This is a genomic window from Nitrosopumilus piranensis (assembly GCF_000875775.1).
Lineage (GTDB): Archaea > Thermoproteota > Nitrososphaeria > Nitrososphaerales > Nitrosopumilaceae > Nitrosopumilus > Nitrosopumilus piranensis.
Genome location: NZ_CP010868.1, coordinates 1,329,065 through 1,352,702, shown reverse-complemented (window position 1 = coordinate 1,352,702; position 23,638 = coordinate 1,329,065). Strand labels below are relative to the sequence as shown.

The 23,638-nt window shown below is 33.7% G+C and carries 30 protein-coding genes; 15 read left to right on the top strand and 15 right to left on the bottom strand.

Features of this window, described 5'->3' with window-relative positions; all coding sequences use genetic code 11:
- The first annotated feature begins 93 nt into the window (after positions 1-93).
- The gene (locus NPIRD3C_RS08175; RefSeq protein ID WP_148703677.1) at positions 94-318 is read left to right on the top strand and encodes a hypothetical protein; all 225 of its coding nucleotides are present in this window, start codon (positions 94-96) and stop codon (positions 316-318) included.
- Positions 315-1,232 carry a hypothetical protein gene (locus tag NPIRD3C_RS08170; protein WP_148703676.1) on the top strand — a complete coding sequence of 306 codons (918 nt, stop codon included), beginning with the start codon at positions 315-317 and terminating at the stop codon, positions 1,230-1,232. The genes NPIRD3C_RS08175 and NPIRD3C_RS08170 overlap by 4 nt, the downstream gene beginning before the upstream one ends.
- 97 nt (positions 1,233-1,329) lie before the next feature.
- Here NPIRD3C_RS08170 and NPIRD3C_RS08165 read toward each other — a convergent pair whose 3' ends face one another.
- Entirely contained in the window at positions 1,330-1,704 is a 375-nt protein-coding gene (locus NPIRD3C_RS08165) for a hypothetical protein (RefSeq protein WP_182126822.1), read from the bottom strand.
- Positions 1,705-2,099: 395 nt separating this feature from the next.
- Between NPIRD3C_RS08165 and NPIRD3C_RS08160 the strand changes: the two genes are divergently transcribed.
- The 4 genes from NPIRD3C_RS08160 (at position 2,100) to NPIRD3C_RS08145 (ending at position 6,635) form a co-directional block, all read left to right on the top strand.
- Positions 2,100-3,368: a hypothetical protein gene (locus NPIRD3C_RS08160; protein ID WP_148703675.1), complete on the top strand. Its 1,269-nt coding sequence runs from the start codon at positions 2,100-2,102 to the stop codon at positions 3,366-3,368.
- 81 nt (positions 3,369-3,449) lie between these two features.
- Positions 3,450-3,734, top strand: coding sequence for a hypothetical protein (locus NPIRD3C_RS08155; protein ID WP_148703674.1), 285 nt, complete (start codon positions 3,450-3,452; stop codon positions 3,732-3,734).
- 47 nt (positions 3,735-3,781) lie between these two features.
- Entirely contained in the window at positions 3,782-4,528 is a 747-nt protein-coding gene (locus tag NPIRD3C_RS08150) for a hypothetical protein (protein WP_148703673.1), read from the top strand.
- A gap of 430 nt (positions 4,529-4,958) precedes the next feature.
- Positions 4,959-6,635 (top strand): sensor histidine kinase, encoded by a 1,677-nt coding sequence (locus tag NPIRD3C_RS08145; protein WP_160272904.1) that lies wholly within the window; start codon positions 4,959-4,961, stop codon positions 6,633-6,635.
- A gap of 181 nt (positions 6,636-6,816) precedes the next feature.
- Here NPIRD3C_RS08145 and NPIRD3C_RS10715 read toward each other — a convergent pair whose 3' ends face one another.
- A complete protein-coding gene (locus NPIRD3C_RS10715) occupies positions 6,817-6,957 on the bottom strand; it encodes a hypothetical protein (protein ID WP_182126820.1) in 141 nt (46 codons plus the stop codon).
- Positions 6,958-7,169: 212 nt separating this feature from the next.
- On the opposite strand from NPIRD3C_RS10715, the gene NPIRD3C_RS08140 reads away from it, so the two are divergent.
- The 3 genes from NPIRD3C_RS08140 (at position 7,170) to NPIRD3C_RS08130 (ending at position 10,051) form a co-directional block, all read left to right on the top strand.
- Positions 7,170-8,315 carry a tetratricopeptide repeat protein gene (locus NPIRD3C_RS08140; RefSeq protein WP_237087647.1) on the top strand — a complete coding sequence of 382 codons (1,146 nt, stop codon included), beginning with the start codon at positions 7,170-7,172 and terminating at the stop codon, positions 8,313-8,315.
- A gap of 77 nt (positions 8,316-8,392) precedes the next feature.
- A complete protein-coding gene (locus NPIRD3C_RS08135) occupies positions 8,393-9,577 on the top strand; it encodes a hypothetical protein (RefSeq protein ID WP_237087646.1) in 1,185 nt (394 codons plus the stop codon).
- 66 nt (positions 9,578-9,643) lie between these two features.
- Positions 9,644-10,051 (top strand): CBS domain-containing protein, encoded by a 408-nt coding sequence (locus tag NPIRD3C_RS08130; RefSeq protein WP_237087645.1) that lies wholly within the window; start codon positions 9,644-9,646, stop codon positions 10,049-10,051.
- Here the strand turns inward: NPIRD3C_RS08130 and NPIRD3C_RS08125 are convergent, their stop codons facing one another.
- A complete protein-coding gene (locus NPIRD3C_RS08125) occupies positions 10,052-10,477 on the bottom strand; it encodes a hypothetical protein (protein ID WP_148703670.1) in 426 nt (141 codons plus the stop codon).
- 50 nt (positions 10,478-10,527) lie between these two features.
- Between NPIRD3C_RS08125 and NPIRD3C_RS08120 the strand changes: the two genes are divergently transcribed.
- The 5 genes from NPIRD3C_RS08120 to NPIRD3C_RS08100 are packed head-to-tail and all read left to right on the top strand — an operon-like array spanning position 10,528 to position 13,683.
- A complete protein-coding gene (locus tag NPIRD3C_RS08120; protein WP_148703669.1) occupies positions 10,528-11,079 on the top strand; it encodes a DNA-3-methyladenine glycosylase I in 552 nt (183 codons plus the stop codon).
- A gap of 29 nt (positions 11,080-11,108) precedes the next feature.
- The gene (locus NPIRD3C_RS08115; RefSeq protein WP_148703668.1) at positions 11,109-11,480 is read left to right on the top strand and encodes a carbonic anhydrase; all 372 of its coding nucleotides are present in this window, start codon (positions 11,109-11,111) and stop codon (positions 11,478-11,480) included.
- Entirely contained in the window at positions 11,452-12,750 is a 1,299-nt protein-coding gene (locus tag NPIRD3C_RS08110) for an NRAMP family divalent metal transporter (RefSeq protein ID WP_237087644.1), read from the top strand. The genes NPIRD3C_RS08115 and NPIRD3C_RS08110 overlap by 29 nt, the downstream gene beginning before the upstream one ends.
- A gap of 40 nt (positions 12,751-12,790) precedes the next feature.
- Positions 12,791-13,306, top strand: coding sequence for a ferritin-like domain-containing protein (locus tag NPIRD3C_RS08105; protein WP_148704176.1), 516 nt, complete (start codon positions 12,791-12,793; stop codon positions 13,304-13,306).
- Between the two features lie 44 nt (positions 13,307-13,350).
- Positions 13,351-13,683, top strand: a complete 333-nt coding sequence (locus NPIRD3C_RS08100) for a hypothetical protein (protein ID WP_148703667.1) — start codon at positions 13,351-13,353, stop codon at positions 13,681-13,683.
- A gap of 288 nt (positions 13,684-13,971) precedes the next feature.
- Here the strand turns inward: NPIRD3C_RS08100 and NPIRD3C_RS10710 are convergent, their stop codons facing one another.
- From NPIRD3C_RS10710 to NPIRD3C_RS10705, 3 genes are read right to left on the bottom strand one after another with little or no spacing between them, the layout of a single operon-like run.
- The gene (locus NPIRD3C_RS10710; RefSeq protein WP_182126818.1) at positions 13,972-14,145 is read right to left on the bottom strand and encodes a hypothetical protein; all 174 of its coding nucleotides are present in this window, start codon (positions 14,143-14,145) and stop codon (positions 13,972-13,974) included.
- A 31-nt stretch (positions 14,146-14,176) separates the two neighbouring features.
- Positions 14,177-14,479: a hypothetical protein gene (locus NPIRD3C_RS08095; protein WP_148703666.1), complete on the bottom strand. Its 303-nt coding sequence runs from the start codon at positions 14,477-14,479 to the stop codon at positions 14,177-14,179.
- A gap of 27 nt (positions 14,480-14,506) precedes the next feature.
- Positions 14,507-14,650, bottom strand: a complete 144-nt coding sequence (locus NPIRD3C_RS10705; protein WP_182126816.1) for a hypothetical protein — start codon at positions 14,648-14,650, stop codon at positions 14,507-14,509.
- A gap of 220 nt (positions 14,651-14,870) precedes the next feature.
- Here NPIRD3C_RS10705 and NPIRD3C_RS08090 point away from each other — a divergent pair, with 220 nt between their 5' ends.
- Positions 14,871-15,317, top strand: a complete 447-nt coding sequence (locus NPIRD3C_RS08090) for a pyridoxamine 5'-phosphate oxidase family protein (RefSeq protein ID WP_148703665.1) — start codon at positions 14,871-14,873, stop codon at positions 15,315-15,317.
- Here the strand turns inward: NPIRD3C_RS08090 and NPIRD3C_RS08085 are convergent.
- The 9 genes from NPIRD3C_RS08085 to NPIRD3C_RS08045 all read right to left on the bottom strand — a co-directional run bounded on the left by NPIRD3C_RS08085 (position 15,312) and on the right by NPIRD3C_RS08045 (position 23,591).
- The gene (locus tag NPIRD3C_RS08085) at positions 15,312-16,082 is read right to left on the bottom strand and encodes a coiled-coil domain-containing protein (protein ID WP_237087642.1); all 771 of its coding nucleotides are present in this window, start codon (positions 16,080-16,082) and stop codon (positions 15,312-15,314) included. The genes NPIRD3C_RS08090 and NPIRD3C_RS08085 overlap by 6 nt on opposite strands.
- 28 nt (positions 16,083-16,110) lie before the next feature.
- The gene (locus NPIRD3C_RS08080) at positions 16,111-16,311 is read right to left on the bottom strand and encodes a hypothetical protein (protein ID WP_148703664.1); all 201 of its coding nucleotides are present in this window, start codon (positions 16,309-16,311) and stop codon (positions 16,111-16,113) included.
- 2 nt (positions 16,312-16,313) lie between these two features.
- Positions 16,314-17,903, bottom strand: a complete 1,590-nt coding sequence (gene lysS / locus NPIRD3C_RS08075) for a lysine--tRNA ligase (protein ID WP_148703663.1) — start codon at positions 17,901-17,903, stop codon at positions 16,314-16,316.
- Between the two features lie 3 nt (positions 17,904-17,906).
- Positions 17,907-19,496 carry an elongator complex protein 3 gene (locus NPIRD3C_RS08070; protein ID WP_148703662.1) on the bottom strand — a complete coding sequence of 530 codons (1,590 nt, stop codon included), beginning with the start codon at positions 19,494-19,496 and terminating at the stop codon, positions 17,907-17,909.
- Between the two features lie 56 nt (positions 19,497-19,552).
- The gene (locus tag NPIRD3C_RS08065; RefSeq protein ID WP_160272902.1) at positions 19,553-19,882 is read right to left on the bottom strand and encodes a hypothetical protein; all 330 of its coding nucleotides are present in this window, start codon (positions 19,880-19,882) and stop codon (positions 19,553-19,555) included.
- Positions 19,883-19,928: 46 nt separating this feature from the next.
- Positions 19,929-21,179 carry a cation:proton antiporter gene (locus tag NPIRD3C_RS08060; RefSeq protein ID WP_148703660.1) on the bottom strand — a complete coding sequence of 417 codons (1,251 nt, stop codon included), beginning with the start codon at positions 21,177-21,179 and terminating at the stop codon, positions 19,929-19,931.
- 74 nt (positions 21,180-21,253) lie between these two features.
- Entirely contained in the window at positions 21,254-22,276 is a 1,023-nt protein-coding gene (purM, locus tag NPIRD3C_RS08055) for a phosphoribosylformylglycinamidine cyclo-ligase (protein ID WP_148703659.1), read from the bottom strand.
- Positions 22,277-22,325: 49 nt separating this feature from the next.
- Complete coding sequence (locus tag NPIRD3C_RS08050) at positions 22,326-23,051, bottom strand: proteasome assembly chaperone family protein (protein ID WP_148703658.1); 726 nt, start codon at positions 23,049-23,051, stop codon at positions 22,326-22,328.
- A gap of 354 nt (positions 23,052-23,405) precedes the next feature.
- A complete protein-coding gene (locus tag NPIRD3C_RS08045) occupies positions 23,406-23,591 on the bottom strand; it encodes a hypothetical protein (RefSeq protein ID WP_148703657.1) in 186 nt (61 codons plus the stop codon).
- Positions 23,592-23,638 lie beyond the last annotated feature (47 nt).

Sequence of the window (23,638 nt, the reverse complement as noted above, 5' to 3'; positions counted from 1 at the left end):
AATTTTGGAATAAAATCCCAACATGCTTGGTTTTGTTCATACATTGGGATTTTTTTTGTCCTAACTTGAACTCATGACACTGTATCTTGGCATATGGATTCTCCACTAGAGCCTAGACTATTTGATATTTTGGCAGCACTTGATAATTTCTCTCAAAACAGAAAGGGAGTAAGCAATAATTATAGTATGACTGAGCCTAATGTGTGTTCAATTACTGGTGTTAACTTTTTTGGACATTTACTGGACACAAATTTGTTTAATGAAAATATTAGAGCAATAATTTCTGAAAATTTTACAGAATGGAGTTATGGAAAATGAAAACTAGACTTTTGATAGTCATTGGATGTATTGGGTTGATTGGTGTTACAGTAATTCAGTATTCTTATGCATCTTGTGCTACAACAATTCTACCAGAACCTTGTTTTGACAGCTTTCTAGTATCACAAGAACCTCTTACAGAAGAATTGATCATGGATACTATATACAGAAATCTTGAAATAAACTATGATGGCTGGATTCAAACTGACAGAAGCTGGACAAGCACTGATGTGATCTATGAACATCCAACAATAATTTGTACTGCGTTTGATTGGAAAGATCAGACCCACTACCGAATGTTACAATGGAAAGATGACTATCGAATTTCAAGTTTAGAAGATTATAGAAATGATTCAATGTGTGACAAGTGGTTTCCTCCAATGTCTCTAGATGCTGCAAACTCTAGTTTTAATTGCAAAGAAGCAGTAAAAAATGAAATTCCCACTGACTGGAAATACAATTGTTATGATGAACCTATGGGTAATCCGCTAAGAGACATCAGCTTGTCCAAATCTGATGATCCACAAAGATTGCAATTCATCTTGGAGCACTGTGAAAAACATGGCCCACTTGATTATGTTGGAGAACTAAGATATCTTAATGACACCCATTTGATAGATCTTGATACTTGTAAATGGGATACTAGATCCAACAGTGGAATAAGTTTGGACAGAACTGTTTATACTGTACCATTTTCTGGAGAAAAATCTGAACAAGCAAAGGTACTTTGTGAAGATGAGCATGTGCTAGTATATGGAATATGTGTTCCAAAACCAAAACCCTCTGATTTTCGAGATTTGCAAACGGGCGAAACCATATCAAATCCTGAAGTGATTGTAGTAATCCAGAGTCTTGGAGCAATACTCATAATTTTATTCATTGTAATTTATGCAATAAGGAAGAGAAGAAAATGAAAACTAGAAAATCTATTATGATGTTGATTCTACTTGAGTAGTTCTAATTCTATTTAGACAATTCCCATTGAAACTGAATGGATTAAAGTGTCTAAACCTACTTTAAATCCCAAATGCATGTGTCGTGATTAAATGAATGGGTACTGTTTTCAATTATTTTAACAGGTGCAAATCCTCCTGGAGTACAAAACTCTACGTATGGATTGCCTCCTGTAGATTTTTCTGCTGGTGCCGGAATACATGCCAAAGCTTTTTCAGCTCCCACTAGTGCATTTTCAGAACTCCAGTATCTTCCTGTTTTTTGTTTTTCAAGAATTTCAGGACATGTGATTGTTTTTAACATCTCTTTTTCTATTGCAGCATTTGGATACACCACGTTGTATCTATAATCAAGAGATGCGCCAAAAATTATTGCAACTACAACAACACACACCATAGGAATTATCCAGAATCGCAAGGATTCTTCATCCATGATTCTATATGGGTAATACTCTATTTAATCGCTTGAATTATTGATGATCTGTTGTAGCTGTTTGTTCATATGGTGTGAATTCTACGACATGCTTAAAAGACAAGATTCAAAGGTTTGAGAATGGACAAGGTTGGGACAAAGAATATTGTGTTTGCTGCAATTCTGTCGGTAATTGCAATAATTTTGGGAAAAACTATGGGATGTTACTTTGAAAAATAAAAACTAGAAATTCTATGAATGATTTGTTCACTAGTGTTTTAAGCAAACTTTGCCATACCATGTCATGTCAAATGACAAATCTGTATAACTTTTGCATCATGCTTTGTGCGCAAAAATCATATTTTTACTAATGATTCATCAGTGCATTATAAATACAAAAAACCAATTTTTTTCATATGGTGGTTGCAGGGGTTGTAATACTGGTATCTGTTGCTTTGATATTTACCAATACTGCATATGCCCAAATTGCCGACGAACAAGTCACTCTGTCTGGTGACTTGGAGAACAATCCAGTGGCTCAGGATATTTTAGAGAAAATCGAGAAAAGCAAGAAATGGATTGCAAAACTGCAAGAAAGAAATTTTGAGGCCTCTGAAAGACAGCGCGAACTAGAAGAAAAGAGGGCCGAAGTGCTGGAGCACCTGAATGCTGACTTGAAGAAATGGGATGATTTGTGGGGGTATTATACATTTGATAAAATGCTAGAGCGTGCACTCAAAGATAGCCTTGCAAAGGACACAGATACCATTTATGATCATCCGCTAAAGTTTACTGCCTCAAAGATTAATGCAGGACGTGCTGCTTTGGCACAAGTAATTGAGAATGGCGGAGGCCCTGAAGAGGCAAGAGACGCTTTTGCAAATGCGGCAAAGATAACACAGGCAGAGATGATTACTGCCAATGCTTTATTCAATGTTTTAAGCGGCAATGCTTACTATAATCAGCAAATTCTGTTTGAATCTGATGGGCAGTTCAATCTTGACTTGTCCGGAGAGCAGTTACGAAAATACTATCTTGATTACAGAACAAACCCTGGCTATCTGTCTGCAAATCCAAAAGACACGTTATCTTGGGAAGACTTGAGTGAAACCAATCCCAGTACACAATGCAGAGACGAATATCTACTGATATACAGAAATCATGCAGATGATTATGTCTGTGTAACTGAATACACTGCAGAGATGTGGCAACGACATGGCATGGGAATCCCCATTCACAAAGAGAAATACTCAGTTCCCGATGAACTGACAAGAGTTCAACTAAACCAAGATCGAATTGGAGAAAAAGTATCTGCAATAAACTTGAAAATCCAAAAAATCCACGATAACTATGAGGCCCAAGTCCAAAACATGGAGAAAAAATATGCTCACATGTTCGTACAGATGGAACAACAGCAAAAAGACGAGGAGAAGACTGTACTAAACAAACTAAACTCCGACGAGATTGATGCTGAAAACTTTAGTGCACAGATTATAGACATTCGTGAAAAATACAATGAGGTTGAAAAGAACATGATCAAGGAAAAATTTCAGGTACTGGACATCATGGAAAAGTCAATGAAAGAAAATCTGGATACATTGATATCAAAATATGATCATGATTCTGAAATCAAGATTGTCTGGAATGATAAGCAAAATACCTATAACGCAACAATTGATGTGTGATTCAATCATCATGTTTTTTTACTTCCAAACCAATAAAAACAACCATTAAAATTTTATCAACTTAAGATCTTTGTACAAATATTGAGTGAATCATATGATGAATACCGGGAACTGGTAGCAGTTGCAGTAGAGCATGCACTTTTGGTAATGGGAAAGCTAGAATTTCATAAAATCCAATCCGTTCTACATGAAAGATATGGAATCACTACGGCCAATTCACTTGATAATCCAGAATATCTTAAAAATATTCTACGTGACTATTTTGGAAATTCATATCAGGACATATTGGATACAATCTATCAGGTAATAGATGATAAAAAAGATGTCAAAGTCATAAAAGATTTTCTTTATGTGATGGGTACTTAGAGTTGGAAATAAACACCAAAACACATCATTGGAAACAGTTTCTGTTTTTGTCCCTTGCAGCTGTAGTTGTAATTTATGTTGCTGCGGATGTATTTGAGCAAGAAAATTATCCACTGGCAGAGGATTGGTATCCTACAGACATTGCGTTTATTATCGCTCCGAGCATCGTGATAATTCTTGGCATAATTCTCAACTTGAAGTATGGGCTTAAGGGATATCATGGTAAGGCATGGTTGTTTTTCACAATTGCAATTGTAAGTTGGTTTATTGGAGAGTTGTCATATAGTTATGATTATGAATATGATATAGATGATTTCTCCACACTAGCAAGTGATATTTTTTACATCTTGGGTTATCCCTTCTTTTTTGCGTTTTTGGTATTCTATCTAAAACCAAGACAAAAGATCATAACAAAAACCATGATTGTGTTTGCATCGCTAATGTCTCTGACATTTGTTGCCCCCAGTATTTACATATCATTATCTGGTGAGGCAGAAATAGATGTACTGACCATGTTTTTTTATGTGGTCTATCCAGTTTTAGGTGGAATAATTTTTGTACCTTCAATAATTACAGTATTCCTATTTTTTGGTGGCAAAGTGAGTTTGCTTTGGATTATGATCCTTCTTGCCACCATTTTGGATATTGGTGTTGACACTCTTTATCTTGTCACGTCACTAGATGCCACATATGGCCCAACCCACATAATCAATATTTTCTGGATATGGTCATACATCCTGTATGCCTTTGGTCAATATCTACACATCAGGATATTCACTACTGTTTCAAAATAAAAACTGGAACTGATTAATGAAGAACAGTCCGATCGGGTCCGTCTATCATGTATGTCCGGAACCTTTCCTGACTACATTTGGAAAGTTTACCACAAACTTGTAGTCATCTATAATCCGATTCTCCGCTTCTTCTGTAGTAGATGACCTCTAGACATCTTCTGCAACACACATTGCAACAACCGTCGCACATTCCTGTCACTAAAATTGAACATGGTTTTGTATTGAAATTAGTTTGGCCTCTAGTGTGCATATTGCTTGAAAATATTTTTTTCTATTAATAGTGTCCAATGATTTTTTTCTAGTGCTAACCTGATCTAATATTTTATATGTTTTTAAGGTATTCTTTCAAGTTTTTTGTATGAATCTTAGAAACAAATTTTTGATTGTGATAATGATCAGCTCAATTCCAATGATTATAATAGCAGGCACCTTGAACTACCATGCTTCACAATTTCATATTATTGAAGATACATTAGATCATCTTAATGCTATTGCAACCATCCAAAAAGAACGAGTTAATGATTCTATAGACCGAAATCTTGAAAGACTGCAAAGTGTTACTAGTAGAACACAGTTACGTTTGAGTCTTGATGCATATAACCAGAACCCTAATGAAATTGATGGGGATAAAATCCGCCACATTCTAAATGACGCTGTAGCCTCAATTGTAGATTATGAAGAGATTATAATTTATGATTTAAACGGCAATGAAAAGTTCTCAACCATGAATTATGCATCACATAATTTTATTCCAGATGATATAATTTCATCTGATCAAGACAATTTTCTTAACTTTGTACATGATGGAATAAATCCAAAACTTGTAATGTCTGCACCTCTAATTCTTGATGAAAAAATTCTTGCAACTCTTGTGATAGTTGCTATTCCTGATTCCATCTTGGATATTACTAGTGATCATACTGGATTAGGTCTTACTGGAGAATCATTTTTGGCTCAACGCAATGCAGATGGTGATGCTTTGTTTTTGACTCCACTACGATTTGATTCTAATGCACAGCTAAACAAAGTTATATCTTCTGAACAATCAAATGTTCCAATAATTCGTGCACTATCAAAACAAGAATCTAATTTCATAGACACTGTTGATTATAGGGGTGTTGAAGTCTTATCCTCCTCAAAATATATTGAAAAAACAGATTGGGGATTAGTAGTAAAAATTGACAAATCTGAGATATTTCAAAATCTTACATATGTCCAATTAATTTCAGCTGGAAATGTTTTTGTTGTTGCGATAATTTCATTGATTTTATCCATTCTGTTTTCACGAAACATATCATCCCCAATCATTGCTTTGCGTAAAGCAACCAAAGATATTGCTAAAGGAAATCTAGAGACTAAGATCACACTTAACGGACCTGATGAAATTATTGGGTTAGCATCTGATATCCAAACAATGAAAACTGAATTGGAAAAAGCAGAAAACCGCATAATAAAAAATGCTAAAATGTATGCTGTGAGTGAATTTTCATCACGACTGATTAATGAACTAAAAAATCCTTTAGATGTAATTTCTACACTTGTATATCTGATAAAAAAAAGAAATCAAAACATATTGAGTGATAAAGACAAAGAAGATTTTGAACGCGTATCTATTGCTTCTGACAAACTAAAAGATCATATTGACAATTTGCTTGTTCTTGTTGGAAAAACTATGAAAAAAGAGAAAATTTTGCTCTCTAAAATTATCACAAAATCATTAAAATCTGTGATAATTCCTGATAAAGTGATTGTTAACAAACCCACTGAAGATTATGAGCTTGTATGTGACCCTCATAAAATAGAAATCGTTTTTGTTAATTTAATTAAAAACGCAATTCAAGCAGTTAATGGGGAGGGAACAATTACTATCAAAATGACTAAAGAAAAGAGTTATCTAAACATTGATTTTATTAATTCTGGCCCTGATATGCCTGATGATGTATTATCTAAACTGTTTGAACCATTGTTAACAACAAAACAAGAAGGACTTGGGTTGAGTCTTGTTAGTTGCAAGACAATTGTTGAACAACACGGTGGAAAGATTACAGTAAAAAACGATCCTACCACCTTCTCTGTAATTTTACCTCTAGATGACAACCTTTCATAATTATAAAAATTAAATTTTAAATAAAAACTGAGTTTTGTCTACTTTTGACTTTCAGAGATAAATTAATTCATTGTTCGAAACTCCTTTGGTTAGAATTATTGTATTTTGTTATATTTTATGATTGGATTAAAATAAAAAATGACAGACAAATTGTCTGTCAAAATGAGGTGCACTAGAAAAGTTATAGGTTGGTTGCAATAAAGGCACCAATACCCATACCCATTACAACACCAATGCTCATACAAATAAGATCGAATTTTACGACCTTCTTGAATGGGGCCTTAACTATTTTATTCCATGTGTCGATTTTTTGAGTTTGCATATCTTTCACCTCGGAACACCATTCAAGCTTCCAAATTAATTAACTACGAGCGAGTTGACTTTGTTTTGGTTGAAATCAACTATCTTTTTCCTTATTAATCAAAATCAAAGTCATTTTGTATGTGTGACCCAGGCATGGCATGTCAGAGTGATGCTCTTGTATCCGGACAGCAGAGCCTGATGACACACAAATAATTAGAAATGAACTTTCTCGTGATTATTTTACCTGGAATTATTTTACCGTTTTTGGTATTGCCGCCAGCTTTTGGATTCAATGACATGGATACACGATTTATGGAAAACGCTAAAAATTTTTACCAAGAAAAAAAATATGATGAATCTATTTTAGAATTAGATAAAATACTGGAAATAGAACCAGAAAATGTTGATGCGCTAAATATGAAAGGCTCAATTTTATTACTTCAAGGAAAATATGTTAGCTCCTTGCAAAATTTTGAACGAGCTGCAAGTATTGATCCAAATAATTTTGACTCTATTAACGGAATAGGAAATTCGTATTACTTTCTTGATAGGTATGATGATGCTTTGGATTATTATGAATTTATCTTAAAAAAAGATAGGAGAAATGCAGATGCTCTCGTAGGAAGTGGTAATGTTTTACTAAAGTTAGAGCAACATGATGATTCTATATTATTTTTTAATCTTGTATTGGAAAGAGATCCCAATAATTTAGCAGGACTGCAAGGAAAAGCTGATGCGTTATTAGCTACAAATCAATATGGTCCTGCTATGAGATTCTATGAAAAAATTCTTGAAATTGATCTTGACAATGTTAATGCCTTAAATGGAATTGGTAATGTGTTCTTAGAATTAGAACGATATGATCCTTCTAGAAACGCCTTTAACATTGCACTTGAAAAGGATCCAGAAAACATTACTGCATTGCTAGGTTTAGCTGAGATACATTTTCTAGAAGAAAAAAACATCAAGTCTCACAAAATTTATGAGCGGGTATTACAGCTTGATCCTGATAATACAAAAGCGTTGATTGGAGATGCATCAGTTTTAGTCGAATTGGGTAGAATTGATGATGCATTGGAATATTTTGATGAAGCCCTTGAACTTGACCCTACTAATCAAGCTGCAATTAGTGGTAAAGATTTGATTTTAGAAGACAAAGTAGGCGATTCACTTGACTTGATACTGATTGTTACAATTATTGGCAGTATCACGTCAGTCTTTTCATTTATTGTTGTAATGTTCAAAATTAGAGAAAATGCAGACTTGAGGCGTAGATTGATAGATTCTAATGAACAAATTGAGGATTTGGTATATAAAATGATGAAGAATATGGCCAAAAAAGAATCTAAACCTTTGAATAAAGAGATTAGAAACTAGAATTTTTTATTGCAATTAGAATATTAAACTATGAAATTGTTCGCAATTGCTATATATCATCAACACAATTTTTTGATGTGAGATTCACTCTCAATGTTTTTGTTGTTTCAATATCTGTTTTAGGATTACTTTCCAGCCCATTTTCATTTGCTCAAACCATTGATGATGAATTTGAAAATATTACAATTGAATTAGAAGAATCTATCTCTATTACTAGTGAGGATACAGACACACAAGATACAGACATTGATAGTATAGCGAGCAATTTAGGACAACAAGTTTCAAATTTTGTTCATGAATCACGAGAATTATTTAAACAACAAAAAGCAGAGACTAAAGAAGTAATTTTACAATGCAGAGAGAATATGAGAAATGCAGAACCCTCTGAAAGAAAGTCAGTTAGAGAGGAGTGTAGATCTAATTTAGAAGAAATTAGAGAATCTTACAAAGAACTTAGAGAAATATATCGTGAGACTTTTAAAGAATTTAGAGAAAACATGAAGATATTCATACAAGAATCAAAAGGCCTACCAGTTAATTCTGCTCAAAGAGATGCCGCAATAGCAGATATTGAATCTATTTCTGATTCAACTGAAAAAAGGGAAAAATTAAGAGAACTAAAACAGAAAATAAGTGAACAACTAAGAGAAGAGAAAAAGCACCTGCGTGAACAAGAAAAAAGAGAACGTGATGAATTACGAGAAAAGCACAAAAAAGAACGTGATGAACTAAAAACAATTCTAGCTGGTTCAGATGGCGCAAAAGATGCAGCAAAAGAAATTAGAGAAGCATCACAAGCAATTACAAGGGCAGAAAAGAAAATCAATGAAGCACAAAGGGATGGAAAGGATGTTTTTATTTCACTAGAAAAATTAGATGAAGCAAAAGAACTTTTAATATTTGCAAAAGACCATTTTGCTGCTGATGCTTTTTCCAAAGCTGAAGATTTAGCAGAGGATGCAAAAGATTTGGCATCTGAATCTAGAATGAAATTCCTTGGAAAATCTGCCGAAAATCTTGATGATAAACATGAAAATGAATTAGAAATTGAAGTGGAAGTAGAAGATGGAATTGCTAAAATTAAAATTGAAAAAAATGATGGTGAACGAGAGTTTGAAATTGAATGGACTAATGAGCAAAATATTATTGCAGAAATTGCTTCTGTTACGGGATTAACTATTGCACAGATAGAAGAAGTAATTGAATTTGAAATTGATTCTATCAAAGATGAGGGTGAAGATGAGGATGAAGACGACGAATAATAATCTGAATTTTAAATAAAAAATCTGTTTTCTGTGATATGAATATCTTAAATATTATGACATCATATGTCAATAGTGACTCAGGAAGATTTCAATTTTTCATCAATCAAGGTTCAGGATATAATGAGACGTGCTTTGATTACTGTCAATACTAATACTACTGCACTGCAAGTGGCAAAGATGATGGAGCAAGGTGGAATAGGTGCAATCATTGTAAAAGATGCCGACAATCTTGTTGGAATTGTTACTGACAGAGACTATGCTACAAAAATTGCTGCAAACAGTCTTTCCTTAGACACTCCTGTTGAGAAAATAATGTCTTCTCCATTAATTACAATTAATCCAGATGAGTCAATTTCTGCAGCTGCAAAAATGATGGCCACTAAAAAAATAAGAAAACTAGCAGTATCTGATAACGGCACCATTACTGGAATCATCACTTCTACTGATCTAGTAAATCAACTAGCAAAATAACTAGAAAGTTTTTGTCTTTCTAAGAAATATTGTAACTGATGCCATATAACATCCTGTGGCAATTACTTCTGAAATCAATGATGCCAAAAATGGTTCAATTCCTATTTCTAGAAAATAATACAAAGTTGGCCATCTTATCCCAAGATAAATAATCTCTCCAACCCCAAAAGAAGAAACTAAAGCAAGTAACTCTTTTCTGATTAACTCCTTTCCCATTGATTTGTAGCGATCTTTGTTGTCCCAGTAAAATAATCCTGAAAATATTCCAAAGTAAACAACATAACCAAAAATTATTGTAAATGTTGTGTTAAGATAATTGTCATAGTCAGATAACATTTGTGCAAATACTGCAGAAAGTGATGCTGAAATTACAAAGCAAATTAGAAAACTTCTGTTAATTCTCAGTAACTGCTGATTTAATTTCATGATTTTTTTAAAATTTGATAACTAATATTTTGTTAGAATTTTAAATAATCATGAATAGATGTGAGTGGGCAACTCAAGAACCAAACATTACCTATCATGATAAAGAATGGGGAAGACCTCAACATAATGATCAAAAATTGTTTGAATTTTTAATCTTGGAGGGTGCCCAGGCTGGTCTTTCATGGGTAACTATACTAAAGCGCAGGGAAGGCTACAAAAAGGCATTTTCTAATTTTGATGCGCTCAAAGTTTCAAAATACTCTCAAAAACATGTATCAAAACTACTACGAGATGAATTCATAATTCGAAATAAACTCAAAATCAATTCTGCAATAAATAATGCAAAACAATTCCTTAAAGTCCAAGAAGAGTTTGAGTCTTTTGATAGATATCTTTGGGGCTTTGTAGGTTACAAACCAATTAAAAATAAATTCAAAAAATTATCTGATCTCCCCACATCTACTGAAATATCTGAAAAATTAAGTAAAGATCTAAAAAAACGTGGATTTAGTTTTGTGGGCCCAACAATATGCTATGCCTTAATGCAGGCAATAGGCATGGTAAATGATCACACTACTGGATGCTTTTTGTATGGAAAATAATTTTTATTCTCCTCTATTTCTGATAAAGCATGGCAGAAGGAAAATTTGCAACATCTGTTTCCTGTATGGATGGAAGAATTCAACTACCACTAGCACAATGGATTAAAGAAAATTATTCTGTTAATTATGTTGATGCCATTACAGAACCTGGTGTTGACAAAAAAGTTGCAGACAATTCTGATCTTGAATCAATTAAGACAAAAGTTGGAATTTCAATTAATGCACACAAATCCGAACTAATTGTAGTGTCAGGTCACTATGACTGCGCTGGAAATCCTGTATCTGATGAAGAGCACATATCTCAAATCAAAAAAGGTGTGGATGTGATTTCATCTTGGAACACTGGCGCTAAAGTTATTGGAGTTTGGGTTGATGGCTCTTGGAATATCAACCCTGTCTAGAATAATGGATTCAAAACTTTCTCATTTTTCTAAAACAGCTGGACCTGGAATCTTATTTGCCTGTACTGCAATAGGTGTGTCTCATCTTGTTCAATCTACTAGAGCAGGCGCAGATTATGGCTTGCTGATTTTAGGGTTTGTGGTTGTAGTTACTTTGTTAAAATATCCTTTCTTTGAATATGGTTCTCGTTATGCAAATTCTACTCAAACTAGTATAATTGATGGATACAAAAAACTTGGAAAACCTGCATTGTGGTTGTACTTTTTCATTACAATTGCTTCCATGTTCTTTGTTACAGGAGCTGTAGGATTTGTTACTGCAGGATTCTTTGAGAATCTTTTTGGACTTGATTTTCTTGGAGAATGGACGATAATCATTTTGTTTGCTGTCTGTGTTGGCATACTTGGAATTGGAAAATATCATGTTCTTGATAGTTTGATTAAGATTATTGCAATAGTTTTGCTTGTATCTACGGTTTCAGCATTTCTACTTTCTCTTTATAATGGCCCTATAGAACCTGTTGCAGGATTTGAACCAAAAGATCTTTGGGGTGTGTCTGGAATCTTTTTCTTGCTTGCACTAATGGGGTGGATGCCAACTGCAGTTGATCTTTCTAGTTGGAATAGTTTGTGGACGCTGGAACGAATGAAACAAACAAACTACAAACCAAAACTCAAAGAAACTTTGTTTGAATTCCGATTGGCATATCTTATCACGGGAATTCTTGCAATAATGTTTGTCACATTAGGTGCCTTCATCTTTTATGGTTCTGGTCATGAATTACCAAACAACAATGCTCTATTTGCAAATGAGATTGTTTCATTGTACACTAAAACAATTGGGGATTGGAGCTACCTGATAATTACTGCATCTGCATTCACTGTTATGTTTGGAACCATAATTGCAGTGTTTGATGGATATTCTCGTTCCTTACAAAGAACAATAGAGTTGATTTTTACCAAAAAAGAGGAAAAAATACACACAAAATTTCGAACCTTGTATGTAGTGTTCTTACTCGTAATCGCTACAGGTTCACTTGTTGTAATATTTCAGTTTGGGAATAATCTAAAGGAATTAGTTGATTTTGCAACAGTTCTTTCATTTATTATTGCACCTATAATTGCAGTATTTAATTTCCGACTAGTTACTGGTAAATTCTTGAATAAAGAATCTCAACCATCTGGGATATTGAGGATTTTGAGTTTTGCAGGAATAATTTTTCTTAGTGGATTTGCAATGATATTCTTAATTATGAAGTTTTATTCATAATCCTTTAAATTTAAAAAGAAATGACCTCCTTATGATAACAATGAGAATCTCTACTAAAATGAAAAAAGCACTAAATGATCAGATTGCTCTAGAATCTGCAGCATCTAACAGTTATCTTGCAATGGCTTCTTGGTGTGAAGTTACAGGATACCAAGGCGGTGCAACATTCTTCTATGCTCAATCAGACGAAGAAAAAACACACATGCTAAAAATAATTCATTACTTAAATGATGTTGGGGCAATTGCAACAATACCTGCAGTCAAAGCACCAAAAAGTTCATACAGATCCCTTGAAGAAACAATCAAAACTGCTCTCAAAAATGAACAATCTGTAACAAAAGCAATTCATAAAATTGTTGAACTTGCACATAAAGAAAAAGATCATTGCACATATGCATTTCTAGAATGGTTTGTAAACGAACAAGTTCAAGAAGAAACAAAATTTGAAACAATCTTGCAAAAGTTTGATCTTCTTGGTAGGGACAAACTCGGAATTAATGAAGTTGATAAATTCTTAGCTTCTGATTCTGGTGATCCACCTTCTTCTACCGCCTAATTTTTTTCTAAAATAATTAATACTTCATATTTTACAATTCATCCATGACAGTCACTGTTACACGAAAACCTGGTGGAATAACACAACTATTCAATACTGATACTGGACGTGTGACTTACAAATGTAAAGCAGATTCTGCATACATGCTAATTGAGGCATTTGGTGGGATTGTAAAATTTAATCAAAAAGATGCAATAGCTACTGTTACTGGCCATGTAACTTCTTTGGAATCATGTGATGTGTTAAAAAATGGTCACCCCGAATACAAAGATGCATTGACTAGAATAATTGCAGAACACAAAGAATTTGCAAACAATATTTCCGAATCATACCAAAAAGAAATCACAGAACTTGAAAACAAGTTATCTGGTATCTAAGGTTTGTACTTTTGACATTTGCATCCTCTGACTAGACATTTACTATTTCCGTCCATGTGGATTGAGTTATCATGATAGCATCCGATTCCATCATTACTACATTTCATTTTCCCATCTTAGAAATTATTTTTTTTGGGTTCATCATGTTCCTTGCCGATATGTGCTGCAAGGTCAATAACACTACTGCCAAAGTCTTTTCCACAAAACTTACAATAGAAGGTGTATTCATTTGACAAGATTAATCCTTAAACATAATATTATTAAAAAATTTCTTGATTTTTGATTAATTTAACCGTAAATTATACAATGCTCGCATTCACAATCATCTTGTTTTTTTGCTTTTTTCAAACAGTTTTTGTGTTGGCCTGCTTGACATTGTACACAAACCTCATCAATATTGTCTACCTTGGTATATTTTTTTGATTGGTCAAATCCAAAACCGCCATCTTGTGGGCCTACCATGTTTTTAGATGTGTGATGTAGTATTTCTAGTTCACTGATTTATTGCAGTCTTTATTGTGTTGTATAATTGATTTTTGTATGATTCTATGATTCCTCGTATCTCAAATGAATCCACGTATCCTCCTGCTGATGCCCTAGTTGCTTTTAGCAAATAACGCAATGCCCCTTCTTCTATTTTTCCAACATAATATCCATATAGAAAATCTAATTCATTTTCACACTTCCAAATCTTTTTGACATTTGGAAATGTTTGTTTGATTTCAGAGTCTACATCTAAAATTCTATTTTTAATGTATAAGTCAAGTGATTTTCTTATTGATGAGTCTTGAAGCAATTGTAACTTGTTTAGTATACTTGTTTTTTAGTCCTTTTTTTCATCATCTGCATTGTCTGGGTTATCCCACATGTGCATAGTTCCTCTAATCATAAATGAGCCTACAATAATTGCTACTAATCCTCCAACTATGAAAATAAAAAATCTCCCTACATCCTTTATGCTGGCCAATAATGCTTGATTGTAGTCATTCTAATTATAATTGTCTGAATGACTAATTAGATTCAATAATGAGTTTGAATGATTCCTATCATATGTCTAGAATAAAACAAATTGCTATTTGGATTGGAATTATTGGGGGCGGAATAGGGTTCTTCTTCTTTTCTATAGAAGCTGCTGAATTCATGCGATAACTCAAAAATTAATTACACTGTAAGAATTCCTAAAAATATTGTCTGAAATCACTCCTCAAATCAAAAAATTTTTGGATCTTCAAAAGTTAGGTTATATCGCAACTGTTTCTTCTGATGGCACTCCAAATATTTCGCCTAAAGGAACTATAATTGGATGGTCTAAAACTCAATTAGCATTTGCAGACATTCGTTCTCCTGACACAATGACTAATTTGAAAACAAATCCTAATGTGGAAATTAACGTCATTGATCCCTTGTTGCGAAAGGGGTTTTTGTTCAAGGGTGTAGCCAAAATCTTAAGTAATTCCAATCCTTATGATGATATTTTAAAACACTATCGTGATAGTGGAATCAAAAGTCCAATTGGTTCTATTGTATTAGTTGATGTAACTGATATCTCAGAGGTAATTTCTCCATTGTATGATTTGGGAATCAGTGAAGAGGAAATCAAGTTGAAATGGAAAAAGCATTTTGAAAGTCTATAATTTCTGATTTTCGGATTTGAGTTTTTTTAATTCTTTTTTAGTTTCTTCGTGCTCTTCTCTCTCTTTTTCTAACAGTGACTGTATTGCTTCTAATTCTTTTTGTGTCATGTTGAGTTTTGATTTCAGTGATCCTACAACGGCACTAGCAGCCTCAATTACGCCTGCAGAACTTTTGTTATTTCCTTGAATGAACTCTTTCTCCTTGGGTGTGAGAATACTGGTGTCTTGAAATTGATCTTTTTTGTCCAATTCCTCTTTTGCATTATACAATCGTGAATTTGCTTCATCAAGTTCTTTTTCTGCATCTATCTGTTGCTTTCTAATCTGAGCAAGTGCTAATTGTTCTGATGTAATTTTTTCTTTAATTTCATCATATTCTTTAGTCATTTCTTCTAACTCTTGTTTCATCTTTGACAAGTCATCTTCTGTTTTATTAAACTCTGTAATTGATTTTGAATCTTTGATTTGTTCAGAATTTTTTGTTTTTTCTTTAGTTTCTTTATACTCACGAATAGATATGTCAAGCTCCATTCTTTTTTGATTTAGCTCTTTTTTGACGGACATCAAACTACTTACTGCTGTTTCATATTCTCCTTTTACTGATTCAATTTTTTGCTGAATACTCTTTAATTCATCTTGTTTTGCTCTAAATTCATTTTGGAGATTTTCTACTTCTGTTTCTAGTTCTTCTTTTAGTACATATTCATCACTGTTTTCTGATACTGTTTCTTCCTTTTTACCAAACAACCCCATATCATTTTTCACCGTCTTTCTCTAAAAGATGAATCTTTCTTTATTGTTGTTTTGTTCTGCCTCTCAAAAATTTAAGGTAAAATCCTAATCCTCCAATTATTAGTCCTACAATCCATGTTGCTATGCTCATACTTTTTGGAACAATTGCTTCTTGTGGGCCAATAATTAGTAATAATGCCCCCAAAATAATTAGGGCAAATCCCCCACTGTTTTTTGATCTGTTATGCTCAGAATGGACCAATTTTACGTGTACTCTAAAAGTTTCTCTGCTACTTGTTTTCTTCCAATATCTGAGATAAATGGACCAATTTTTGGTCCTCTGGAGGTTCCAAGAATTATCTGATATAATATTTTAAAGAAATCTTTTGGTTGTACATCATTTGATTTTGCAATTTGGTAAATTGTATTTTGAATGTCTTCTGGTTCATCCTCTGCTCCAAGAGTTTCTGCTAAAATTTTTAATGCTTTTTTTGCAGTGCCATCTAGTTCAATTTGCATTTTTTCTTGTTCATCAAACTCATCAGAGTAATTTCCTGCAAGTTCAATGAGTTTTTCAATTTCTGGTTCTGGGTTTTTTATTACCCCATAGTCAATTAACTTTTTCATCACCCTTTCATTTCTATTTTCTTTGAAAATTTTTGCTAATTCAATTAATAGTCTATAGTTAACATGTGTACTTGGCTGTTTTGGGGGATTTAATAGATTAACATATTCGTAGAGTCCTTTTGACTTTACAAGTTTTGCTTGATTATCTATCTTAATTCTTCCAAAATTGATGTCTTCTAATTCATTGTATTCATTCATCAGAGATGGTATGTCTTCTAATCCCAACTCTCTAGCCCCTGTGATTCTTTTGTAAAGTAACAATAGAATTGATTTTGAACTGCCAAACTTTAACCATCTTTGTGCAGTCAACACATTTCCTAATGATTTTGAAATCTTTTTTCCGCCTTTGTCTAAGAACATTTCATATTTTACGTGATGTGGGTGTGGGAAATCTAAAATCTCATCTGCTACCCAATCATTTACTTTAACAGAATCCATGATGTCTTTTCCATACGCCTCAAATCTAATATCAAATGCTGACCATCTTGCTGCAAATTCTACCTTCCAGGCAAGTTTTCCAAGATCTTTTGCAATGTCTGCTTCTCCTTCATGCCCACATCCTTTGATCATTTTTGAGCCTATTTCAGCATCATGACAATGATACTTGACTTTCTTTTCATCTGCTATATACTCTGTTGCTTCTGCTGTGTAGAGTCGATTACAGCTTGCACATACTGGAAAATATGGCAGGTACTTTTGATATTTCTCTTGTCCTACTAACTCTGAAATTTTTTCTCCGATCTTTGTGCTGTTTTGTAAAATGGTGTGGATGTTGTTTTTTAGTAATCCTTGTTTGTATGTGTCAATTGCTCTTCTAAATTTGTATTTAATTCCAACTTTGTCTAGTCCATCTAAAAGAATACTGCTCATGTGCATGCCGTATGAATCATGGCATCCATATGGATCTGGAATGAGTGATACTGGTTTTGCTAGATGTTCTTCCAAACCAAACTCTTGCATTCCTTCTGGGATTTTTCGCAATCCGTCAAGATCATCTGAATATGCAATTAATTCTGATTTGTAACCTAAATTCTCTAAAGCTAGCTTTACTCCATAAGCTCTTACTGCATCGCCCAAACTTCCAATATGCGGAATTCCTGATGCTCCTAGACCACTTTCTACTTTAAGAAGTTCTAAATTTCTTCCAAGTGATTTTTCCCTTTCAAGTAATTCGGAAGCTAATTTGTCAATCCAAGTACCCTTTCCGATAATTTCTTGTTCTGACATATCTTATCCCTTGTTTAATATTTTGGACATGTATGGCCCATATAACGAATACCCTAACTTTTGATAGTACTCTCTGGTACCAACTGCACTAATTACCAATAACTTTTTTGCGTCCAACTCTTCTTTTGAAATTCTTTCTGCCTCTTTCATCAAATTTTTCCCTAGACCTGAGTGTTGTATCTCACTTTCTTCCTTTTGTCCAATCTTTACTGACTTTCCATAAACATGAAGTTCTCTGACGATGCAAGAATTTGTCCCTACTTCATCTCTGTGTGCATCATTACTTGGCTTTCTCAATCTCAAAAACCCATAGATTGATTCGTTATTGTCTTCATATGACAAAAATACTTCTTTGCCTCCTGATGAATCATAATTAATTCTGTTTAATTTGATGTCTTTTGGCTCTGATTTTTTGTTTAGTCCTGCCTCCCTACATCTAATACACTTGCACTTTGTGCCTTGTTTTGCTAGGTTTTGATGTACAATCTGCCTTAGATTGCCTGATTTAGGACCTGCAATGATCTCATTTGGAGAAATCTCTCTTTGAACACGCATAATTCTTACCCATTTTGGAATATCTTTCTTGACCTCTGTCAATACATTGATCATGTCTTCATCAGAATACGGTGTGTACTTTCCATCTTTGTATTCTTTGTACATTGGAGTGTTTTCAATAACCAATGATGGGTAAATTTTTAGCATATCTGGACGTAATTGTGAATCTGAAAATAATTTCTTAAAATCTGTAATGTCTTCTTTTGGTGTCATTGATGGTAAACCTGGCATCATATGTGCAACAATTTTGTATCCTGCATCCTTTGAAATTTGAAATGATTCTATCACGTCATTATAATTGTGTCCTCTGTTAACAATATCGTAAACTCTTTCTTGTAATGATTGAACACCAATTTCTATTCTTGTTATTCCATAATCTAACATCCAATCAACATGTTCCTTCTTACAATAGTCTGGCTTTGTCTCAATTGTAAATCCTACATTTCTAATTGATGCATGCTCATTGCTGGATTTTGCTTCTTGCAAATTTTTTGAGTCTGTACCATTTAGTGCATCATAACATGATTTGATAAAATTTTCTTGATAATCTTTTGGCATAAATAGAAATGTTCCTCCAACAATTACAATTTCCATTTTCGATGGATCATGTCCAAATGCAATCAACTTGTCAATCTTTGTTGTTATTTGTAATTTTGGATCATACTCATTTTCAATTGCATTTAATGTGGATGGTTCCTTTCCTGTATAACTATTTGGCGAATTAAATTCAATACCTCCTGGACAATATGTACATCTTCCATGTGGACATGCAAATGGCTTTGGCATTAGTGCTACTACGGCAACCCCTGATGCTGTTTTTGCAGGTTTTTTTAGTAATACTTTTTTAAGTTTGTCAAATTCTGATTCACTTGCCATGGAAAGTATTTCATGATTTCTTGGAATTCTTTCTAACGAATATTTGGCACAAATTTTCTTAATTTCTTCTTTAACCTGCTTTTTGTTAGGTTCATTAATTGTTAGCAAATTTTGAGTAATTTCACTACATGCCTTTGAAAATATTGAATCTAACTTACTCATAGGTACTCACACTAAATTGGACATAAATTCGTTAAATAATTTGGCTAATTTTGAGCCTACCGTCGCCTAGTTTTTCTTTTTGATTTCACAGTCTTTTTAGCTGGTTTTCTCTTCACAGTCTTTTTAGCTGGTTTTCTCTTCACAGTCTTTTTAGCTGGTTTTCTCTTCACAGTCTTTTTAGCTGGTTTTCTCTTCACAGTCTTTTTAGCTGGTTTTCTCTTCACAGTCTTTTTAGCTGGTTTTCTCTTCACAGTCTTTTTAGCTGGTTTTCTCTTCGCAGATATTTCAGTTCTCATTGCTTTTATCTCGTTTAATTCATTTTGAATTCGTTTTATTTCTGCAATCATGTTTTCTCTGAATGATTGACTGCTTGGATCATCTAGCATTGCTGCTTTTCAAAAATTTTTGCTGAATTTAAGACTTTGTTAGAAATTATTCGTGTTTTTGTTCTATGTTTTGCTCTGATCCGCTGTTTCCACTTTTCTGTTCTTTTCTGTACTCTATCTTCAACCAGATTGGTGTGATGATTGTAGTTACTGCTACCATAATTACGATTGTAGAGTATACTTCTGATGTTAAGACTCCTGCTGTCACTCCTACTCCTGCAACAATCAATCCTACTTCTCCTCTTGAAATCATCCCAATTCCAACCCTCATTCCTTGAGCCTTGTTTTTCAAGAAAAACATTGCTGGAAGTCCACAACCCAACAGTTTTGTAACAATTGCAACTGCAATGATTACTCCACTAATCATCAAAATATTCAAATCGACTGCACGAAGATCTACTTGAGCTCCAATTATTGCAAAGAATAATGGCGCAAAAATTAATCCAATCTTTCCAATATAATTTTCCACCTTTTCAAATACTTTGGTAGTTGATAATGCCATACCTACTGCAAATGCTCCTACAATCGGTGATAGTCCGATAGAGCCTGCAAGCGCAGCCGCACCAAAGAACGACGCTGTTGCAATTCCCTCAACACTACCTTTTGCTTTCCACAGTCTTGGTGTAATGATTTTAGGAATTACAACTACTGCTACTATGAGCATAATTGCAAAGAATCCTAATACTTGTAAGATTGTGATAGTTACTTCCATGAGGTCAATATTGTCTACTCCCCCATCGCTTCCTGCAATTGATGTGACAACTGATAATACTGCAATTGCTAAAATATCATCTACAACTGCTGCACCGATGATTAGTCTAGCTTCTGGAGCTTTTAGCTTTCCAAACTCACTGAGTACTTGAATAGAGATTGCGATACTTGTAGCAGTTAGCGCTGTGGCAATTAGCATTGATTGTAATGCATCAAATCCAAACATTTGGAATACTACTAGACCTGCGAAAAACGGTACTACTACCCCTAAAGTTCCTACTGTAAATGACGCCTTACCCCCTTTGAGAAATTCTTTTGGTGTCATCTCAAGCCCTGCCATAAACAAAATTACAATTGCGCCCATCTCTCCAAGTATTTTGATTTCATCACTAATCTGAAGCAGTTGTTTTCCATCAAGAACAAAAAATGATCCTAATGCAAACGGACCTACAATCATTCCTGCTAACAACTCTCCTAATACAATTGGAAGTTTTAATCTCAAGAAGAGCTCTGCCATTAATTTAGCTGCAAACAGAAGTATACCTACTCCGATAATTGTTTCAATGAAGTGTGCCTCTGCAGCCATTTTTATCTAATAATTCTGGAAAAATCTGTAATATAAGGCGATACCAAGTTGAAAATTATTTTGCTGTAGTAAAATTAAGCAATTTTTTTAGAGTTCACAAAAACTCCTTTTTTGGAAACAATTTGTCCAATCTCTTGACTTGAGATCTTGTGTTTTTTGAATATTGACTTTATTCTTGTTGATTGATCTTTTGGTGCAATCACGCAGAATCCTACTCCCATGTTAAACGTCTTGTACATTTCCTCTGGTTTTACCCCTTGTTCTTCTACTAGTTTCATAATTGGTGGGGTTTTTGGTAGATTGTCTATCTCAAAACCTATCTTTTTGAGGCGTAATAACTTGGTAAATGCTCCTCCTGTAATGTGGGCAAGACCATTAATTTTGCATTTTTGTACCATTTCTAAAACTGGTTTTGTGTAAATTTCTGTTGGCTTTAGCAACGCATCTCCTATAGTTCCAACCCCTTTTACTTTGTCTTTAATTGAATATTTTTTTAGTAATGCTTTTCTTGCAAGTGAATACCCGTTTGAATGAATCCCAGTACTGCTTGCGCCAATAATTACGTCTCCTGCTTTTATTTTGTTTCCAAGAACCATTTGTTTTTTTTCTACTAGTCCTACAACCATTCCTGCCAAATCAAATGCAAATCCTTTTCCTTCGATTACATCTGGCATTATTGCAGTTTCTCCTCCTACTATTGGCATGGCAGATTTTTTTGCCCCTACAACTAATCCTTCTACAATTTTTTTAAAAATTATCACATCATTTTTGTTTGCAGCAATATAGTCTACAAATGATATTGGTGTTGCACCAATACAGATTATATCATTAACATTCATTGCAACACAGTCTATTCCTATTGTGTTGTATTTTTTCATCATGTTTGCAATTACAACTTTGGTTCCAACTCCGTCTGTATGTGTAGCTAAAAGTTCTCCTCCTGGAATCTCTACAATCCCAGCATAATGTCCAAACCCGTGTGTTATCTTTGCTTTTTTCTGTAATTTGTGAGTTGATGAAATCAATTTTCCAATTGCTTGTTGACTCTGTTTAATTTTAGAAATGTCTACTCCTGCTTTCTTGTAGGTTAGAACCATAGTTTGTTGCCCTTTTGATATGAATAAAAGAATTTGCCTATTATTTCGATCACATATACATTCCAGATGTTTCTTCTCTGTGTTCTACGTATTTTTGTGATAATTCACTAAACTCTGAATGAATCCTATCTTTTTCTTCTTGTAGGTCTTTTGTATCAATATTCATGTCATAGAATCTGTTTAGTGCCTCAATTAATGTGGCTGCAGCCTCTGAGTCTGGAGCGATTTTATTTGCTTTGGCCAAAAGCGTGATTCCTTGAATCTCTCTTACTAGACATTCATTTAGAATTCCTCCTGGAATACCTGTGATGAATCCTTGCGGAATCATACTGATGTCTTTATCTGCCATTGTTCTTACCAAATCCTCTTCGGCAGCACAATATGCTTTATCATCATGTTCTACACCTGCAACTCCATCTAAAATTACAATCTCCTTTGATCCTTTTTCAGCTGCCCAATCTAAAATTGATGATACTAATGAATACAATCCTTCCATACGTAGTGTTATTTCACAAATTATGGCACAGACCGTTCCTTCTTTGTTTGAATAGAACCTAAACGGATGGCGTAGCCTCCCTCGCATAAATACTGTTGAAGGTGGAAGATATTTTGATCTCATTACTCCAATTTCTTCCATCTTTAATTTTTCAATAATATGATTAATTGCAACAGGTCCAACAAGTCCTGCTCCTACAAACCCTGCAAAGATTACGGGACTTTTTAATTCAATTTTCTTTGTCTCAAAGACTTCAGCCTCAGGAAATTCTTTAGTCACTGTTTACGTCGATTTGTTCTATCTAATTACTTTTGTTACTTTGTTTTTGATATGTTTTTTGTTAAATCATATTCTAGGTAAACTAAGTCATTCATTATGTTTAAATCCCTGAATTAAATCTGAGATTTGCCGTTACAAGGTTTGTAGGTAAAACCTAGTTGATAATATCATACGGAAAGAAAAACCTTCATTTCAAAAAATTAAATGAAAACTAACCTTGCTCTTGTGTGTATGAGGAACTAAGATTGCCTCATACACTATTGTGTGTTAATGCATTGGAATTTTTATATAATCTGAACTGTATGGTATCCTTGCACCATCTTATTAGGTAAATTCCTAAATCTATCATTTCAATCATGCTGCAATCATCTTCTTTGATTGACTTAATGCACTTACAGTGTATAGTATCTTGTCTCCTTCGGGAATAGGATCCGCACACTGTCCGCATTCTGGTAGGATAACATTGGCATCGTATTCAATTTCACCAATTGGTTTTCCACAGTCTTTACAGTAAACTGATTTTGTATCGTAGATATTCATTTTTTATCAATTGATAATTGTCAAGAATATTATTAAGCAGATTTAGA

Bases quoted from the DNA above. Each gene is read 5' to 3' on its own strand.
- NPIRD3C_RS08175 (WP_148703677.1), top strand. From the start codon at position 94: ATGGATTCTCCACTAGAGCCTAGACTATTTGATATTTTGGCAGCACTT.
- NPIRD3C_RS08170 (WP_148703676.1), top strand. From the start codon at position 315: ATGAAAACTAGACTTTTGATAGTCATTGGATGTATTGGGTTGATTGGT.
- NPIRD3C_RS08165 (WP_182126822.1), bottom strand. From the start codon at position 1,704: ATGGATGAAGAATCCTTGCGATTCTGGATAATTCCTATGGTGTGTGTT.
- NPIRD3C_RS08160 (WP_148703675.1), top strand. From the start codon at position 2,100: ATGGTGGTTGCAGGGGTTGTAATACTGGTATCTGTTGCTTTGATATTT.
- NPIRD3C_RS10715 (WP_182126820.1), bottom strand. From the start codon at position 6,957: ATGCAAACTCAAAAAATCGACACATGGAATAAAATAGTTAAGGCCCCA.
- NPIRD3C_RS08130 (WP_237087645.1), top strand. From the start codon at position 9,644: ATGTCAATAGTGACTCAGGAAGATTTCAATTTTTCATCAATCAAGGTT.
- NPIRD3C_RS08125 (WP_148703670.1), bottom strand. From the start codon at position 10,477: ATGAAATTAAATCAGCAGTTACTGAGAATTAACAGAAGTTTTCTAATT.
- NPIRD3C_RS08120 (WP_148703669.1), top strand. From the start codon at position 10,528: ATGAATAGATGTGAGTGGGCAACTCAAGAACCAAACATTACCTATCAT.
- NPIRD3C_RS08115 (WP_148703668.1), top strand. From the start codon at position 11,109: ATGGCAGAAGGAAAATTTGCAACATCTGTTTCCTGTATGGATGGAAGA.
- NPIRD3C_RS08110 (WP_237087644.1), top strand. From the start codon at position 11,452: ATGGCTCTTGGAATATCAACCCTGTCTAGAATAATGGATTCAAAACTT.
- NPIRD3C_RS08105 (WP_148704176.1), top strand. From the start codon at position 12,791: ATGAGAATCTCTACTAAAATGAAAAAAGCACTAAATGATCAGATTGCT.
- NPIRD3C_RS08100 (WP_148703667.1), top strand. From the start codon at position 13,351: ATGACAGTCACTGTTACACGAAAACCTGGTGGAATAACACAACTATTC.
- NPIRD3C_RS10710 (WP_182126818.1), bottom strand. From the start codon at position 14,145: ATGGTAGGCCCACAAGATGGCGGTTTTGGATTTGACCAATCAAAAAAA.
- lysS (WP_148703663.1), bottom strand. From the start codon at position 17,903: ATGTCAGAACAAGAAATTATCGGAAAGGGTACTTGGATTGACAAATTA.
- NPIRD3C_RS08070 (WP_148703662.1), bottom strand. From the start codon at position 19,496: ATGAGTAAGTTAGATTCAATATTTTCAAAGGCATGTAGTGAAATTACT.
- NPIRD3C_RS08065 (WP_160272902.1), bottom strand. From the start codon at position 19,882: ATGCTAGATGATCCAAGCAGTCAATCATTCAGAGAAAACATGATTGCA.
- NPIRD3C_RS08060 (WP_148703660.1), bottom strand. From the start codon at position 21,179: ATGGCTGCAGAGGCACACTTCATTGAAACAATTATCGGAGTAGGTATA.
- purM (WP_148703659.1), bottom strand. From the start codon at position 22,276: ATGGTTCTAACCTACAAGAAAGCAGGAGTAGACATTTCTAAAATTAAA.
- NPIRD3C_RS08045 (WP_148703657.1), bottom strand. From the start codon at position 23,591: ATGAATATCTACGATACAAAATCAGTTTACTGTAAAGACTGTGGAAAA.